Genomic DNA, 15,707 nt, shown 5'->3' on the forward strand with positions numbered 1-15,707 from the left:
TCTTTGCAGCGATAGCTACCTGCGAAAGCGAAACCTCGCAACCATACGATCCGCAAAACCAAAGACCTCCTTTCGAAGGTTTTCGCGCCAGAGCTTCTGGTAGCAGCCTACAGACTTTTGCCCGAGCTTGGCTACCGGCGCCGCCCGCACGGAGCCGAAGGCCTATCCAACTTTCCGCCCGGCCGGCGCATTTGCCCGCAGAAGCGCCATCAGCATCGGGCCGATCGCGAATTCGCCCTTTTCGCTTCGCCGCGTCAGGCCACGAAGATAGCCACCAGCCGAATTAATGTGGCCGCCGCGCTCCAGGATGCATGCCATCACGGTCGCGGCGTTTTCCGGACCCATCACATTGGCCGCCTCTTCGTAGGCCGATGGACTGACGCCCAGCATCGATCGAACAATGACGGCTGCGGCCATCAGATCGCGCCAGTTGCGGATTTCGCCATCTGGCCCATAGGCAAGGATCTCCGGGCAGGCCTGTAGAACTAGGCCGAGTGGGAAGGATTTCAGTCCGCCACCATCATTGCGGACCCCCGGCCGTCGACTTTGCTCTTCCTCCTTCTGATGGAAGGGATGGGCTGCCTCACCCCTTCCCTTCTCTGCCGTCACGGCCCCTCGGTCGTTGTCTGGCTCGACTTTCGCGCCCTGCTTCGTTTCGAAGCTTGGTTCAAGTTCAGAATTAGAGTCGGGATTTGAATTCTGTATGTGACGCTCGATATAAACGGCATTGCCGCGCTGTTTTGTTAATTTAACCTGAATTTCCAGCTGGTTAAGAATATTTGTGCGCAGGCCCGTCAATTCATCCAGCAACAGTTCAAGCTGTGCTGTCGTCGGCGATCGCGGCAGGCCTTCGATCCGGTCCCTAAATTCACTGTAGAGGCCTTGCCAATTCCCAGGGATGTCTTCTTCAACGGCCGCTTCGATCAGTTTTGCAATGTCACGGCGGCAAAGAGTGATGCGTTCACGCAGACGCTGGACATGCAGCCGCTCAGCCATCACCGCGGCCGCGAGCTGTTCGATCTCCTCGGCACGGGCAAGCAGCGGCGCCAGCGAGAAGCCGAACGCCTCGTCGACCTCCCCTGCCCTGTCCCTGCGGACGTACCGCTTGCCGTTGGGGCTGTCCTTGCGCAGCAGAAGACCTGCATCGACGAGCGCGGCGAGATGACGCCGCACGGTTTGTTCGGCCATGCCATGCGTTCTGAGCGAAAGCTGGATATTCGACGGGAAGACGATCAGACCGTTTCCCTGCGCCAGCTCATTCTTCGGATAAAAGCTCAAAAGAGCGTTGAGCACGGCAAGCGCCCGATCGCCGATGCCGAGCAGCGGCTTTGCTTCGCACAGCGCGCGAAACAGTCTCCACTTATCGACCGACTGATCCGGTTTGATCTCTCCGGCCATGACCTGGCTTGCGAGCATGCCAAGCGTCATCGACCGCCGCCCAAAGGGCGTCGTCACACTTCCGGTTTCCATACCTTCCACCTCAGCGAGGCAAAAAAAATCCGCTCACCAAAACGGCGCCAAAAACTCTTGACAGCGATTCTCGGAAGTGCGATTCTCGGAGGTGTTCAGGACTACGAGGAAAGCTTCCGTGACGGTGACGTTCGGGGGCTTTTTTCTTTTGCGCGTTAACTCCTATCCGAATTGTCAGCTGACAACCGGTCTAATTGCCTCATTTTCCTTCATTTTCCTCTTCAAACTCGGCGGCGAGGCCTATCAACCGCTGAGCCAGGAATTCCGAAAACGCCGCCGATTTGACGGTGATGCGAAAGGTTTTGCCGGAGCGGGCCACCAAAGCAAGCGGCGCGCCGCCCTGGGTCCGGAGCGTCTGCTCGGCCCGCTGTGGTACGCTCTTCTCCTCCACCGCCTTCCAGATGACATCGAAGCGGCTGTTGGTCTCCAACGTCACAAAGCCAGCAGCTCTGATGGCAGCCTGCGCCTTTTTCTGTCCGGCCGTCTCCCTGACCTTTTCGGCAAACGCCAACCAGCGCGGGCGTCCGACCTTGGGGGCCGGCCCGATGGCGAGAATGATCTCGGGATCGATCGTCTGAGCCACCTGCAGGAGCCTTGACGTTTCCGGCTTGTCCGTCGCCAGCGCCTTGGCAATCATGTCGCGGCTGAAGCCATGTTCATCCATACGGCGTGCAAACAGGGCCCGCTCGATAAAACTCAAGTCGACACGGGGGCCATTTTCCTGACCCTGTGCGAGGATCAGCTCTTCATCCGTGAGCTTTCGCACGACGGCCTTAACAGGAACCCCGATCTCTGCGGCCGCCCGCAGGCGCCTGTGGCCATAGGCGGCCTGGTAGTGCCCGGCCCTTGCCGGGTCCGGCCGCACCAGAATTGGAACCTGCTGTCCGCTTTCCTGAATGGACTGCTTCAATCGCTCGAACTCGGCATCCTTGTCGACCGGGATACGGTCGCGGATGAAGGACATTTCGACGGCCGCCGGATCGATCTCCAGCACCTTGTCGCCGGAGGCCAGCGATTCGCGCAGCGCCTTGGCAGCGGCTGCTTCCTCTCCCAGTCGTCCAAGCGATAGGTTCATCGCCTTGACAGCTCCCGATGGCCGATGCGGCTGTTGCACGCTTGGCACTTCCGGCCGTGTCGGCTCGACGGCGCCGACCATGCTCTTCAGGATATCGCGTCCTTTTGGGCTCATGTCCTGCTCCATGCGCTGCGAATGAGTTGCTCGACCTCGGCATTGACGCTGTCGACGGATTCAACCCCGCGGTCATAGGTCTGGCGATGCATCGTCTCGCGTCCAGCCTCGTAGATTGTCTGCTTCGAGAGCCCCGCATCCGAGACCGCTGTCGACTTGACCATCATCGATGTCAGCACGCGCTCGCCGAACAGACTGCGCAGGAAGGCGACGATCTGCGCCTGCGGTCCATCATTGGACTCATAACGGGTGATCAGATAGCGCATCCAATCATAATCGAGATTGCCGCCTGCCTGCTTGACGACGGCCAGAAGGTCGGAGGTCATCGTCAGGAACTGGTTCATCGACGCCACGTCGAGCATCTGCGGATGAACGGTGATGAGAACCGAGGTGGCAGCGCACAGAGCCGACAGCGTCAGAAAGCCGAGGGTCGGCGGGCAATCGATGATGACGACGTCGTAGCTCTGCTCCAGCGAATGCAGCGCATTGCCGACCCGCATGAAGAACATGTCCTTGTCGTCGCGGTTGGTGTCGGCAAGCGCCTTTGGAGTATCGTGTTCGAACTCGTGCAGTTCGAGATTGCCGGGAATGAGATCGAGCCCAGAAAAATAGGTCTGGCGGACGATGTCGGCTACGTCGCGTCGCGTTTCGTCATATTTAATGGCACCGTAAAGCGTCTCGTTTTCGCCGACGTCGAATTCGGGCTGATATCCGAGCATCGCCGACATCGAGGCCTGCGGGTCGAGATCGACGGCGAGCACGCGGTAGCCGCGAAGCGCCAGGAACTGCGCCAGGTGGATTGATGTCGTCGTCTTGCCGGAGCCGCCTTTGAAATTGGTGACGGCAATCACCTGGAGATGGTCGCCCGGCCGGCGCATCGGCAGATAGGAGGGTTTGGTGCGCCCGAGATGGTGGCGCATTGCATGGATTTCCTCAAGCGAGAACACCCGTCGACCGGCAGCAGTCTTTTCCGGATTGATGCTTTCCACCTGGGCGGCGAGGTGGCGAACATAGCTGTCGGTGACGCCGAGCAGCTTGGCAGTCTCGGTGCTGCTGAACCGCCTTAGCGATTTGCGGGCGTCGGGCGAAAACAACCGCTCGAACAGCACCTGCAATTGGCTGCTGAGCATCGCCGAATCCTGCGCGATCGTCTCGTCGATCGAGACTCGACTCGCTCTCTTGGCTTTCTCAACAATCGCGGCCTTGGTCGGCATTCACGCAAATCCTGATAAATCGTGTCATTTTGCGCAAATGATCGTGAGTCTGCCGATTCCGTCAAGCGAATTCTTGGTTAGCAAATGGATAACAAACCGGATTCGACAAAAAAATCATGTGGAATTCCGGAATCTTAGCTCAATTGTCAGCTGACAATGCCCGCCGTATCCGCATCCATCGAAGCCAGCCTTAAAATATCGCGGCACGTTCTCGATGCGACTCAGCGTCGTTACCGGCTCATCGAAGAGCACCTTCCGCTGCTTGGCACCGACCGATCAGGCAATCCCGTTTCTCATTTGTAGGCGGACGAACGGTATAGATTTTCGGTTTCCAGCCCACGAACGGGTTCATTGCCGGAAGGCTTGTCATTTGCGTCCCGGGTTTCAGGATCGCGGCGTGACGGAGCAAGGCCGAGCAGTTGTTCGAGACGACCAGCATTGAGCGGAGCGCTTATTCCCTTGAAGTTCATGATCCATCTTTCGTCTGCGCATGGCTTGCGTGAAGCCGTAGAGATAAGCGCAATTTGAAGCCGCAGAGAACGGCCCGGCGGCGTTATCACCATCTTTTCCAACGCGAGGCGGGGTAGGGTAGGGGAGGGCCTCCGTCTTCCAAGCGCTGCCTCGAGATGCGGCAGCGACGCTAGACGTCCGGATCGCCTCTGCGCGCAGAGACCAAGGAGGGCCTCGCAGGCAAGGGCCCTACACGCGGAAGGCTGCATCTCTGCCGGCTGCGGGTCTTACAACTGGAGAGCGCCGCTGCTGCGCGCTATCGGGGAGGGGACGTCTAGGTCACGCACTCATAAACTGCTGGCGGTAGCTGCAAGGTTCTGATTCAAGCTTCTTGAAAGGAGCTGCTGATGGGCCAGCCTCGCTACGAGTTGACGGATTTCGAGTAGTCGGTGATCGAGTCGCTGCTACCGAGCAAGCCGCGCGGGGTGCCTCGGGTTGACGACCGGCTCTCGTCAAACTCGCTTCAGCCAAAATCTGGATGCGCTTTATGAGTCGGTGAGCTAGAAAGGCCCCTCGGACGCTCGGAGAGGCGTTCAGGCAGGAGCCCCACCATGATCAAGACGAGCGTCTACTATCCGGCCAATGGCGGCTCGAAGTTCGATCACGACGACTACCGCACCCACCACATGCCACTGATCCAGGACCGGCTCGGCGATGCCTGCCTGCGCTACGAGATCGATACGGGCCTTGCGGGTCGCGAACCTGGAAGCGCGCCGGAGTTCGTTGCGGCGTGCCACATCTATTCGCCGACTCTGGAGACATTCCAGGAGGCGTTCGGTCCCCACCGCGCGGAGCTCGTCGCGGACGTCGCCAACTATACGGACATCGCGCCCATCGTGCAGATCAGCGAAATCGTTGGAAGGTAGGGGGGCTTCGACGCGTCAGGCGTGACCGTTGAACTTTCCGAGATCGGCGTAGTGCTGGCGCACCTGATCCATGGTGACTTAGCCGGTGCCGAACCGGTCGACGATCGGGAACATGTGGTTGCCGTTGAAGCGAAAATTACCTTGTTCTCGTCAAACTCGCTTCAGCCAAAATCTGTATGCGCCTTATGAGTCGGTGACCTAGCCTGAATTTTCGCGCCGATCTAAGTCGGCTGAATGATGGAGGCAGCGGGCGTTAAAGGGGTTGGGAGTTCGTTTGTCCGGAGATCCGATAACGGCCAGGCCCGGTCGATGACAGCAGTCCAATCACATGCCGGCAGTTGAGCGCGAATAGGTTGCCGACATCCCGCGGCGTCATCAACCGCGAAGATCACAAAAGCGCATGCTAGGCGAATCAGGTCTCGGCGGCTATGATCGACGTGCTGGTAGGATCGTGCGTTGGTATCGCAGACGTTTTGCCGCTAGCCCAATCGGCCAGATCTCACTCCATGTTCCGCAACGCGGCAAACCCTCCTAGCGGAACTTATTGGCGAGTTCGCTTCCGTCTACGGAAATTCCTTCTTGTTTACCTGCTATTTACCATACTGCTCCACGGCGCCGGCCGAGCCCGCATCGCGGTCGATCTCACGTTCCTTGTCAGCGGGCGCCGCGTGGGACAGGATTTCACTATCGCGGCTTCGTTCCCTCGCGATTGGTAAAATGCGCGTTGCCTAACCCCGTACCAATGGTCAGCACCGCCCATCTCGACACGTCGTTCATAAAAGGGATCTGCGACAATCCCTGCACGACGGCATCGTTGTGCATCATCACGAATGTGCTGTCGTCGCCGATCTCAGGAATGGCTTTCATCAGTGCGGCGGGAAGGTTGAAGCTGTCGCTCTCCCAGTTTCCGCCCGGCAGGTTCTGTCCGCCGCGTTCGATGGAGCCATCGGCTTTGATGATGCCGGGGCATGCGATCCCGATGATCGGCGCCGGCTTGAGATTGGCCTTCTCAGCCTTGCCGATCAGATCCCGCAACATTGCTGCCAACTTCTCGATGGTTGCGGTGCGGCTTGGCTCATCGTCGGCATGACGCCAGATGGCGGACTCCCAGACGCTTGCATCCGGCACGTCGTCCTTTCCGAATTGAACGACGCCGGCGCGAACATTCGTGCCGCCGATATCGACGGCCAGGATCGCCTCGTGACCTTTGAACATCCAGCGCGGCATCAGGTGGACCGCGCCGATCAGTCCGGCCTCATCGGGGTGGTGAACGATCGGCACGACTTCGACATCAACGCCGGCCGCTTTGAGAATGACCATGGTCCTGGCGATTGTTAATTCGCCAAAGTGGCTCCGACGGAAGCCGCCGCCAACGACGATACGGTCTGTCTTTCCCCAGCGTTTGTCCTTCAGAAACTTGCCTATCACATCGGCAAAGTCTTGCGCAAAATCCTCCACTGCCCCCATGACCAACGCAGCCGCCGCCAAATCATCGCCCTTCAAAATAGCGTCGATTTTTTTCTTGGAGAGTTTCTCCGTCGCGGTCTTGCCGATTGGGTCGTCTCCGACCTTGCGGATGCGTTTTCTCCAATCGTCGAGCTTCTGTTGGAACGTCTTTTTGTTTGCGTTGTCGCCAACGAAACCATCCTTATCACGCAGTTCGTTGTTGTAGTCGTCGATCGTCACCAAGGGCAGGTTTAAAGCGCCATGTGCCAGCGGGGCATTGACCTCATCACGGGGATCGGAACTGCTTTTGGCCATCAAGGTACCTTCTACGGCGCGAGTGCTCAAACGGGCGGCGAGATACAACGCGGACCGGCCTCTGGATGTTCCGGAGTCTGAAAAGCGACCTTGTCCTTGTCGGCTGGCGACCTAGCTTCAATGGTTGCAGAGTTTGGAGAATGCCGTGCAGGACGACGACGCTACTCAGGAAATGCTTTCGCTGGTCTTGGAAGAGCCGGATCATTGGGCGATGTTTCTCGATATCGACGGGACGCTGCTCAATCTTGCGCCCACGCCGGATGCGATCGAGGTCCCAGAGGCGCTTCCCGGACAACTTCATCGCCTGTCGAACAAGCTCGGCGGCGCCCTGGCGCTGGTCACGGGCCGATCGCTTGCTTATGCAGACGAGCTGTTCAAGCCCTTTGAATTTCCGACGGCAGGCCTTCACGGCGCCGAAATCAGGAACGCTGCGGGAATGCAGACGGTGGAGGCGACAGCTGAGTTTCAGGCCCTGAAGCATGCACTGACCGCGGAGGCTGAGCACTATCCTGGAGTCTTGATCGAGGATAAGGGTGCGGCCGTTGCCGCCCATTACCGGCTCGCGCCCGAATATGAAAAGGTGCTCGAAGACCGCATGCACCACTATGCGGAGCTCGCCGGGCCGAACTGGGCATTGCAGCTCGGCAAGATGGTATTCGAACTGCGTCCGGCACGGTCGAGCAAGGGCGATGCGCTGGAGCGGTTTTTCCAGTCCGACCCCTTCAAGAACCGTTGCCCAATTACCATCGGCGATGATCTGACCGACGAGTCGATGTTTGCGATCGCCAATGCGCGTGGCGGGGTTTCGGTGCGTGTCGGCGCGATCGGCACCCCGAGCTGCGCCACGAGCCGGCTGTCCTCCTCTGCACTGGTTAGAAATGTCATCGCTGCCTTGGCGGCCTGACGAATGCTCTTGAACGACGTGCAATGCGGATTGCTGTCGTCTTTACGCCGGCTGTGAGGCGTCAATTGTCAAAAAAGTATCGGTTTTAGCCGGGAATCGTGGTGGCGGGCGTGACACGAGCCCATTACACTCCCCTTCAACAACAAAGCCAAAAGGGAATTTGGCTGGCGGGCCTGGAACCGTCCTCGGAGGAGGAGACAATGGAACCTGACTTGGAAGTCATTCAGATCCGGCCCGGCGAATCTTTCGCAACGAAGGCGCATGGCTATCCCTACCATACGGTTCGTTGGCATTTTCACCCGGAATACGAACTTCATCTCGTCGTGGCGACAACGGGACGCTATTTCGTCGGCGACTTCATCGGCGAGTTCGAGCCGGGCAACCTTGTGCTTGCCGGGCCTAATCTTCCCCATAACTGGATCAGCGATGTCCCGAAAGGATCGAGCATTCCGCTTCGCTGCCAACTCATCCAGTTCAGCGAGAATTTCATCAGCGATACGATGAAGGTGCTGGCCGAACTCGGCCCATTCGAACCTGTTCTCGAAGCCTCCCGCCGCGGTGTGCTCTTCGGCGCCGATACCAGCCGGCAGGTTGCTCCGCTGATGAATGAGGTGCAGCAGGCCCACGGTGTGCGCCGCATCGAGCTCTTCATGATGATCATCGGCCTGCTCAGCCGGGCGCAGGATGCCCAGCTTCTCGCCAGCCCGAGCTATCTGCCCGATCCCTCGGGCTATATGTCGGCCGGCATCAACAAGGCGCTTGCCTATATCAGAGAGAACCTGACGAAATCCTTCGACGAAGCCGATCTCGCGGCGATCGCCGACCAGTCAACCGGCGCCTTTTCGCGCGCATTCCGCCGCCATACCGGCATGTCGCTGGTTCAGTATGTGAAACGCCTGCGCATCAATCTCGCCTGCCAGATCCTGATGAGCGATGATCACGCGTCGATCACCGATATCTGTTTCGAAGTCGGCTTCAACAATCTGTCCAACTTCAACCGGCAGTTTCTAGCGGAAAAAGGCATGACGCCTTCCCGTTTCCGACGGTTGTTGGGTGACAATATCAACGTGGCAAAGGCGGCCTAGAGGAGCCGAACGAGCACAGTCCAAGAGACGAGGGAGGACAAGGAGGAGGAACGAAAACTGACACTGACTTGAACGCGGGCATGCGATGAGCGGCTCGCGATCGGAGATGCTTGTCCTCAAAAACGTCAAACGCCGGGACAGGCGCGACCGTTCCTTCAGCCGAACGGCCACAGCAGACAGTGCAATCACGAACGTACACAATTTTTACCAATGGGAGGAGATGGAAATGATGAAATTCTCGACAAAGGCGGCAGGCGCCGCGGTATTTGTCCTGTCCTTGCTGGGCGGTACTTCCGCCTTTGCGCAAACCGCCGTTGCAGATGCGACAGTGGCATTCCTCATGCCCGACCAAGGCTCGACCCGCTACGAGGAGCACGATCACCCGGGCTTCGTCGCGGAAATGAAGAAACTCTGCGCGTCATGCAAGGTTCTCTACCAGAACGCCGACGCCGATATCGCAAAACAGCAACAGCAGTTCAATTCGGCCATCACGCAAGGCGCCAAGGTCATCGTACTGGACCCGGTGGATTCGGCCGCCGCCGCATCGCTCGTCCAACTCGCGCAGAGCCAGGGTGTCAAGGTCATTGCCTATGACCGTCCTATTCCGAAAGGCAAGGCCGATTTCTACGTCTCCTTCGACAACAAGGCGATCGGCAAGGCAATTGCGGAATCGCTCGTCCAGCATCTGAAGGCGCAGAACGTGCCGACCGATGGAGGCGGCATCCTGCAGATCAACGGCTCGCCGACCGATGCGGCTGCCGGGCTGATCAAGGACGGCATTCACGAGGGTCTGGCGAGCGGTGGATACAAGACGCTAGCCGAATTCGACACGCCCAACTGGCAGCCCTCGAACGCCCAGCAATGGGCTGGCGGCCAGATCACCCGTTTCGGCAAACAGATCGTCGGCGTGGTCGCCGCCAATGATGGCACCGGTGGTGGCGCCATCGCAGCCTTCAAGGCAGCGGGTGTCGATCCCGTGCCGCCGGTGACCGGCAATGATGCGACGATCGCTGCGCTGCAGTTGATCATCGCGGGGGACCAGTACAATACGATCTCCAAGCCGAGCGAAATCGTCGCCGCTGCCGCTGCCAACGTCGCCGTGAAACTTCTGGCCGGAGAAACGCCGAAGGCCGAAATGACGCTCTACGACACGCCAGCGCAGCTTTTCGTCCCTGCCGTCGTTACCGCCGAAAACCTCAAGGCCGAGATCATCGACAAGAAGATCAACACCGCTGAGGAGCTGTGCACCGGCCGCTATGCCGACGGCTGCAAGAAGCTCGGCATCACCAAGTAATCGAGCCAAGGGAAGGCGCGGCTGGGCCACCGGCCGCGCTTCCGATTTTCGCTTTTTCGAAAGGCCAGGCGATGTCTGAAACCTCTCATATTCCTGACCCATCCCGTCAGCCTGTCCTTAGCCTGCGCGGAATATCGAAGAACTTCGGGGCGGTGTCGGCGCTCACCGATATCGAACTCGACGTGTATGCCGGCGAGGTCGTGGCGCTGGTGGGCGACAATGGCGCCGGCAAATCGACGCTGGTCAAGATCCTGGCCGGCGTGCACCAGCCAAGCTCGGGCACGATCATCTTCGAGAACAAACCGGTCAACCTGTCGAGCCCGAGTGCTGCGCTCGACCTTGGCATCGCAACCGTCTTCCAGGATTTGGCACTTTGCGAAAATCTCGACGTCGTCGCCAATATCTTTCTCGGCAAGGAGCTCAACCCCTATCAGCTCGATGAAGTCGCGATGGAGATCGCCGCCTGGAAGCTCTTGAACGAGCTTTCGGCCCGCATTCCGAGCGTGCGCGAGCCTGTCGCCTCACTCTCCGGCGGACAGCGCCAGACGGTAGCCATCGCCCGATCGCTGCTGCTCCAGCCGAAACTGATCATGCTCGACGAACCCACAGCTGCACTGGGCGTCGCCCAGACCGCCGAGGTGCTAGACCTTATCGAGCGCGTGCGGGAGCGCGGCCTCGCGGTCATCATGATCAGCCACAATATGGAGGACGTTCGGGCCGTCGCGGACCGTATTGTCGTCCTTCGGCTCGGCCGCAACAACGGCACCATGCTGCCCGACGCATCCAACGAACAGCTCGTCAGCGCCATCACCGGCGCATCCAACAATTCCGTCTCCCGCCGCGCGTCGCGCCGCCAGGCGCAAAGCCAGCAGACAGAGGAGGGCAGGCCATGATGAAGACCATCCAGAATGAACCGGCAGCACCTGCGCTCCTCGACCGACGTGACGAACGAGTGCATCACGACGACAGCCTTGCCGGCTCGATCCGCGCCTTTGGGGATCGCATCCGCTCCGGCGATCTCGGTTCGCTGCCGGTCATTGTCGGCCTGGCGATCATCTGGACGGTATTCCAGGCGCTCAATCCGGTGTTTCTCTCGAGCAGCAACCTCGTCAACATGCTGTTCGACTGCTCGACGGTCGGCGTCATCTCGCTGGGCATCGTCTGCATCCTGATGGTAGGTGAGATCGACCTTTCCGTCGGCTCCGTCAGCGGCTTCGCCTCGGCGCTGGTCGGCGTCTTCTGGGTCAACCAGGGCTGGCCGGTGGTTCTCGCGATCCTCGCCGCTATGATCGTCGGCGCCCTGATCGGCTCGCTCTACGCGTTTCTCTTCAACCGCTTCGGCATGCCGAGCTTCGTGTCGACGCTGTCGGGGCTGCTCGCGGTTCTCGGCCTGCAGCTCTATATCCTCGGAGCGACCGGTTCGATCAATCTTCCCTATGGTTCCTGGCTCGTGAGTTTCGGCCAGATCATGGTCATGCCGGACCCGATCGCCTATCTGCTGGTGGCACTTGCCGGCATTGCTTTCTTCTTCTCCAGCTACCGCACCTCGGCGCGTCGGCGGGCGGCCGGTCTGTCGGCGAAATCGGCCGGCGGACTGCTTATCCGCGCTGTCATCATCACACTCGCCCTGGAAGCTGTCGCGTTCTATCTCAACCAGTCGCGCGGCATTCCATGGATGTTCGGCCTTTTCGTTGGGCTCGTCGTCGCCATGAACTATGCGCTGACGCGCACCAAATGGGGACGCTCCATGCATGCCGTCGGCGGCAACAGGGAGGCAGCGCGCCGCTCGGGCATCAACGTCTCGCGCATCTATACGAGCGCCTTCGTCATGTGCGCCCTGCTTGCGGCAACCGGCGGCGTTCTTTCTGCCGCGCGGCTCGCGACGGCAAGTCAGCAGGCCGGCACGGGCGACGTCAATCTCAACGCCATCGCCGCGGCAGTCATCGGCGGCACGAGCCTGTTCGGCGGGCGCGGCAGTGCCTATTCAGCCCTTCTCGGCATCATCGTCATCCAGTCGATCGCCAGCGGGCTGACGCTTCTCGATCTCTCGTCATCGCTTCGATACATGATCACCGGCGCTGTCCTTGCCGTTGCCGTCATCGTCGACTCGCTGGCACGCCGATCGCGAATTTCGCACGGCCGAGCCTAAAGCAACCAGAAAGCAGAGGAAGAAAATGGGACAGGATCTGTCTGGAAAAGTCGCGGCCGTCACCGGGGCGGCGTCGGGCATCGGCCTTGAGTGCGCCAAGACCATGCTTGCCGCGGGCGCCCGGGTCGTGCTGGTCGACCGAAATGAAGACGCCTTGAAGGAAATCTGCTCGAAACTCGACGCCAACGCCATTCCGTTGGTCATCGATCTCACCGATCCGAAAAGCGTCGAACGGATGATGCCGCAAATTCTCGAAAAAGCGGGCCAGCTGGATATCTTCCACGCCAATGCCGGCTCTTACATCGGCGGGGAGGTATTGGGTGGCGACCCTGATGCCTGGGACCGGATGCTCAATCTGAACATCAACGCCGCCTTCCGTTCGGTGCATGCCGTTCTGCCGCATATGGTCGAGCGTAAGACCGGGGATATCATCCTGACGAGTTCCGTCGCCGGCATGATCCCCGTCGTCTGGGAGCCGATCTACACCGCCTCGAAACATGCCGTCCAGGCATTCGTCCATACGCTGAGGCGGCAGGTGGCCAAGCATGGCTTGCGCGTCGGCGCCGTCGCTCCGGGCCCTGTCGTCACGGCCCTTCTCAGCGATTGGCCGCAGGAGAAGCTGCAAGAGGCGCTCGCCGCAGGTGGCCTGATGGAGGCCAACGAAGTGGCCGAAGCCGTGCTCTTCATGCTGACGCGTCCACGCAACATCACCATCCGTGATCTCGTCATCCTGCCGCAGAGCGCCGACATCTGACGAAAGTGCACTCGCCTTCAACACTCGGGAAAACCCCACTTAGGAGGAAACGGCCATGATCTTCGACAGATTTCGCCTGAACGGACAGGTGGCCTTGGTGACCGGCGGTACGCGCGGCATCGGGATTGCCATCGCCGAGGCGCTCGGCGAGGCGGGCGCCAAAGTCATCATCACGGGCCGAACCCGCAATGCAGCGGCGGAAGACCGGCTCTCCAAGGCCGGCGTCGATTGCGATTTCATCGCCGCCGACCTGATGAAGAAAAGCGCTGCCGACGAACTCGTCACTGAGACCCTCTCACGGGCTGGGCGGCTCGACATCCTCGTCAACAATGCCGGCATCGCCATTCATGGCGACAGCGGCGAATTTTCCGATGCCACCTGGCGCGAGATCATGACCATCAACGTCGACGCCGTCTTTCGCGCCTGCCGCGCCGCACTCGCACCGATGCGGCGCCAGGGCAGCGGCGCCATCCTCAATATCGGCTCGATATCGGGCATCGTGTCCAACATTCCGCAGAACCAAGTCGCCTATAATACCTCCAAAGCGGCGGTCCACATGATGACCAAAAGCCTCGCCAGCGAAGTTGCCGCCGAGAATATCCGCGTCAACGCCATCGCCCCCGGCTATATCGAGACCGATCTGTCGCGCGGCGGCATCGAAAATCCCGAGTGGTTCCCGACCTGGCGCAGCATGACCCCGATGGGACGCGTCGGGCAGCCAGAGGAGGTGGCGGGTGCCGCGTTGTTCCTCTGCTCGGCGGCAGCAAGTTATGTCACCGGCGAAGTGCTGGTGATCGACGGGGGTTATACGACACGGTGAGACGTGAACACGAGATGGGGGAGGGTGGCTCGCAGCCGCTTGGCGTCCTTTGCAGCTCTCGAAAGGACGCGCGACGCTGTGGAAATTTACGGCTGCGGACGGCTCTTTCCATTCGTGCGGGACGGCGTCGCCGGCCTGTTTCCGGCGATCGGGATCGAGGCAATCAGCCTGGCGAGAGCCGCCTGGGATCGCACTCCCGTTTTGCCAAAGCATCGGCCGGTGTGGGTTTTTACCGTGTTGGACGAAATTCCAAGAACCCGGGCAATCTCGGGCAGATTCATTCCGCTGCCGATCAGTGCAGCGACCCGGGTTTCGGCTTCGGTCAGGCCAAAGATGTGTTGCAGTTGTTGCGCTTGCCGACGCGTCTTCGCTTCCGGATCGACGATATGAATGAGCACGCGCGCTCCGCTATCCACCGCATCCCATATCGAAACCGCTGTCGGTGCAAGCGGCGTGATCATCACGAGATAGGGCGGCAAACCCGATGGCCGAGAGATCGACAATGCCCCGTCGAAGGGCGTGTCTTCGCCATCGGCTATCAGCAAAGCCTGACGAATGGCGTTCACTAGGCGGGTGGATGTCTTCGAAATATGGGCGGCAAGCGAGGGCCTCTCGGATCGGCTGAGAAAAATGCCGTCGGCTTGCTTGAGCAGTGTTTCGGCTGCCGCATTCAAGAGAAGGACGGCACCCCGACTATCGATCAGCACGGCCGCATCAGCGATTGCATCGATCAGCCGTTGCGGCAATTCGCGTGCGCGGGCGATCCGGTTTACCTGAAAGGAAAGATCGATCGCCCGCGCCATATGCGGGCTCAGCTGCTCTAAGCGTGCTGCCGCTTTGCCGGCCTGCTCGTCTTGCTGACGAGACAGGAACAGAGCGACACCGCCGATACCTCCTCGCTCGTGCAGGCTGGCATGAGGCAGGAAGAGCTGATTGAAGATGTTTTGAGGCTCGCAGATATCGGCGTAAAACGCGGAATGCCTTACGGCCTTTGCATCTATCAACCTGTTGCCGACTGCGATCTCGCCCGGCTTTACCTTCTCGAATGCGCGGGCATAGGGGTTGCCCGTGTAATGCTGAAGATAGAGCGCATTCAAATCCTCACGCATGCGGCCGGGGATCAGAAAGCTGCCGTGGCCATCGGGCGCCTGATAGACAATATTTCCGGCGACCGCGCCGACATAATCAACGATCGCGCACAGCGTATCCGGCCATAATTCTGAACGGACCGCCGCCTGATAGACAGCATCAACGATATCGACATGATCCATATCAGCGCCGCTCGTTTTCACGATGATGGTTCCGCCAAATGCAACGATCGCACCATTTCGATTACTGCCTAAATGTGTGAGAGGCAAGATAGCGAGCGTCACCCGATCAGGCGATATCTTGCGCCGTTCGTTCACCGAATGACTTACCGGGATTTGTCAGAACATCGTTGAAGAAATGGAGGCGGCCTCATCTGAACCTTGGCGCGCGCTTGGCATTGTGAAGCAATTCGGAAGCGGTCGCGAACGGCCCGAAGAGTTTGAGCAGCAGCGCTTGTTCCTCGGCATCTATGCGGTGACGAGCGCAGAACTCCGTCACGGACCAGACTTTCGTCAGATCGTCTGTTTCGACTTGCCTGGCTTCGATGTGTTCGGTCACGGCGTGTCCTCCGAACATCAAGACTACGCCACGCCGGCATTTAT

16 protein-coding genes and 1 pseudogene are annotated in these 15,707 nt (G+C 59.8%); 10 read left to right on the plus strand and 7 right to left on the minus strand.

The genetic code is table 11. The features are described 5' to 3' along the window. Window positions 1–162 precede the first annotated feature (162 nt). The 4 genes from repC to G9X64_RS01490 all read right to left on the minus strand — a co-directional run bounded on the left by repC (window position 163) and on the right by G9X64_RS01490 (window position 4,343). Entirely contained in the window at window positions 163–1,470 is a 1,308-nt protein-coding gene (gene repC, locus G9X64_RS01475) for a plasmid replication protein RepC (RefSeq protein WP_171375823.1), read from the minus strand. Window positions 1,471–1,669: 199 nt separating this feature from the next. Continuing rightward, complete coding sequence (gene repB, locus G9X64_RS01480; RefSeq protein WP_171375824.1) at window positions 1,670–2,659, minus strand: plasmid partitioning protein RepB; 990 nt, start codon at window positions 2,657–2,659, stop codon at window positions 1,670–1,672. After that, on the minus strand, window positions 2,656–3,873 hold the full coding sequence (gene repA / locus G9X64_RS01485) for a plasmid partitioning protein RepA (RefSeq protein WP_168312996.1): 1,218 nt from the start codon (window positions 3,871–3,873) through the stop codon (window positions 2,656–2,658). Before repA ends, repB begins: the two co-directional genes overlap by 4 nt. A gap of 293 nt (window positions 3,874–4,166) precedes the next feature. Next, complete coding sequence (locus G9X64_RS01490; protein ID WP_168312995.1) at window positions 4,167–4,343, minus strand: hypothetical protein; 177 nt, start codon at window positions 4,341–4,343, stop codon at window positions 4,167–4,169. 387 nt (window positions 4,344–4,730) lie between these two features. Between G9X64_RS01490 and G9X64_RS01495 the strand changes: the two are divergent. The 3 genes and pseudogenes from G9X64_RS01495 to G9X64_RS01505 all read left to right on the plus strand — a co-directional run. Further along, window positions 4,731–4,847 (plus strand): annotated as a pseudogene (locus tag G9X64_RS01495) (IS5/IS1182 family transposase); the annotation flags it as partial. 87 nt (window positions 4,848–4,934) lie between these two features. Continuing rightward, entirely contained in the window at window positions 4,935–5,249 is a 315-nt protein-coding gene (locus tag G9X64_RS01500) for an EthD family reductase (protein ID WP_168312994.1), read from the plus strand. Between the two features lie 21 nt (window positions 5,250–5,270). Next, on the plus strand, window positions 5,271–5,438 hold the full coding sequence (locus G9X64_RS01505; RefSeq protein ID WP_168317370.1) for a hypothetical protein: 168 nt from the start codon (window positions 5,271–5,273) through the stop codon (window positions 5,436–5,438). Between the two features lie 495 nt (window positions 5,439–5,933). Here G9X64_RS01505 and G9X64_RS01510 read toward each other — a convergent pair whose 3' ends face one another. Further along, window positions 5,934–7,010, minus strand: a complete 1,077-nt coding sequence (locus G9X64_RS01510; RefSeq protein WP_171375825.1) for an ROK family protein — start codon at window positions 7,008–7,010, stop codon at window positions 5,934–5,936. A gap of 124 nt (window positions 7,011–7,134) precedes the next feature. On the opposite strand from G9X64_RS01510, the gene otsB reads away from it, so the two are divergent. The 7 genes from otsB (at window position 7,135) to G9X64_RS01545 (ending at window position 14,016) form a co-directional block, all read left to right on the plus strand. After that, window positions 7,135–7,914, plus strand: coding sequence for a trehalose-phosphatase (otsB, locus tag G9X64_RS01515; RefSeq protein WP_171375826.1), 780 nt, complete (start codon window positions 7,135–7,137; stop codon window positions 7,912–7,914). Between the two features lie 200 nt (window positions 7,915–8,114). After that, window positions 8,115–8,999, plus strand: a complete 885-nt coding sequence (locus G9X64_RS01520; protein ID WP_168312990.1) for a helix-turn-helix domain-containing protein — start codon at window positions 8,115–8,117, stop codon at window positions 8,997–8,999. Between the two features lie 220 nt (window positions 9,000–9,219). Then, entirely contained in the window at window positions 9,220–10,293 is a 1,074-nt protein-coding gene (locus G9X64_RS01525) for an ABC transporter substrate-binding protein (protein WP_171375827.1), read from the plus strand. Between the two features lie 71 nt (window positions 10,294–10,364). Next, window positions 10,365–11,186, plus strand: coding sequence for an ATP-binding cassette domain-containing protein (locus G9X64_RS01530; RefSeq protein WP_168312989.1), 822 nt, complete (start codon window positions 10,365–10,367; stop codon window positions 11,184–11,186). After that, window positions 11,183–12,442: a sugar ABC transporter permease gene (locus G9X64_RS01535; RefSeq protein ID WP_168312988.1), complete on the plus strand. Its 1,260-nt coding sequence runs from the start codon at window positions 11,183–11,185 to the stop codon at window positions 12,440–12,442. Before G9X64_RS01530 ends, G9X64_RS01535 begins: the two co-directional genes overlap by 4 nt. 25 nt (window positions 12,443–12,467) lie before the next feature. Beyond that, the gene (locus G9X64_RS01540) at window positions 12,468–13,196 is read left to right on the plus strand and encodes an SDR family oxidoreductase (protein WP_171375828.1); all 729 of its coding nucleotides are present in this window, start codon (window positions 12,468–12,470) and stop codon (window positions 13,194–13,196) included. Between the two features lie 55 nt (window positions 13,197–13,251). Further along, on the plus strand, window positions 13,252–14,016 hold the full coding sequence (locus G9X64_RS01545) for an SDR family NAD(P)-dependent oxidoreductase (RefSeq protein ID WP_168312986.1): 765 nt from the start codon (window positions 13,252–13,254) through the stop codon (window positions 14,014–14,016). Window positions 14,017–14,102: 86 nt separating this feature from the next. Here the strand turns inward: G9X64_RS01545 and G9X64_RS01550 are convergent, their stop codons facing one another. After that, a complete protein-coding gene (locus tag G9X64_RS01550) occupies window positions 14,103–15,389 on the minus strand; it encodes a helix-turn-helix transcriptional regulator (protein ID WP_168313001.1) in 1,287 nt (428 codons plus the stop codon). Between the two features lie 85 nt (window positions 15,390–15,474). After that, complete coding sequence (locus tag G9X64_RS01555) at window positions 15,475–15,663, minus strand: hypothetical protein (protein ID WP_168312985.1); 189 nt, start codon at window positions 15,661–15,663, stop codon at window positions 15,475–15,477. Window positions 15,664–15,707: the final 44 nt, after the last annotated feature.

It is taken from the genome of Rhizobium sophorae (assembly GCF_013087515.1).
Lineage (GTDB): Bacteria > Pseudomonadota > Alphaproteobacteria > Rhizobiales > Rhizobiaceae > Rhizobium > Rhizobium sophorae.

Coding starts and splice junctions, on each gene's coding strand:
- G9X64_RS01500 (WP_168312994.1), top strand. CDS start 4,935: ATGATCAAGACGAGCGTCTACTATCCGGCCAATGGCGGCTCGAAGTTC.
- G9X64_RS01520 (WP_168312990.1), top strand. CDS start 8,115: ATGGAACCTGACTTGGAAGTCATTCAGATCCGGCCCGGCGAATCTTTC.
- G9X64_RS01525 (WP_171375827.1), top strand. CDS start 9,220: ATGGAAATGATGAAATTCTCGACAAAGGCGGCAGGCGCCGCGGTATTT.
- G9X64_RS01540 (WP_171375828.1), top strand. CDS start 12,468: ATGGGACAGGATCTGTCTGGAAAAGTCGCGGCCGTCACCGGGGCGGCG.
- repB (WP_171375824.1), bottom strand. CDS start 2,659: ATGAGCCCAAAAGGACGCGATATCCTGAAGAGCATGGTCGGCGCCGTC.
- repC (WP_171375823.1), bottom strand. CDS start 1,470: ATGGAAACCGGAAGTGTGACGACGCCCTTTGGGCGGCGGTCGATGACG.
- G9X64_RS01530 (WP_168312989.1), top strand. CDS start 10,365: ATGTCTGAAACCTCTCATATTCCTGACCCATCCCGTCAGCCTGTCCTT.
- G9X64_RS01535 (WP_168312988.1), top strand. CDS start 11,183: ATGATGAAGACCATCCAGAATGAACCGGCAGCACCTGCGCTCCTCGAC.
- G9X64_RS01490 (WP_168312995.1), bottom strand. CDS start 4,343: ATGAACTTCAAGGGAATAAGCGCTCCGCTCAATGCTGGTCGTCTCGAA.
- G9X64_RS01545 (WP_168312986.1), top strand. CDS start 13,252: ATGATCTTCGACAGATTTCGCCTGAACGGACAGGTGGCCTTGGTGACC.
- G9X64_RS01510 (WP_171375825.1), bottom strand. CDS start 7,010: ATGGCCAAAAGCAGTTCCGATCCCCGTGATGAGGTCAATGCCCCGCTG.
- repA (WP_168312996.1), bottom strand. CDS start 3,873: ATGCCGACCAAGGCCGCGATTGTTGAGAAAGCCAAGAGAGCGAGTCGA.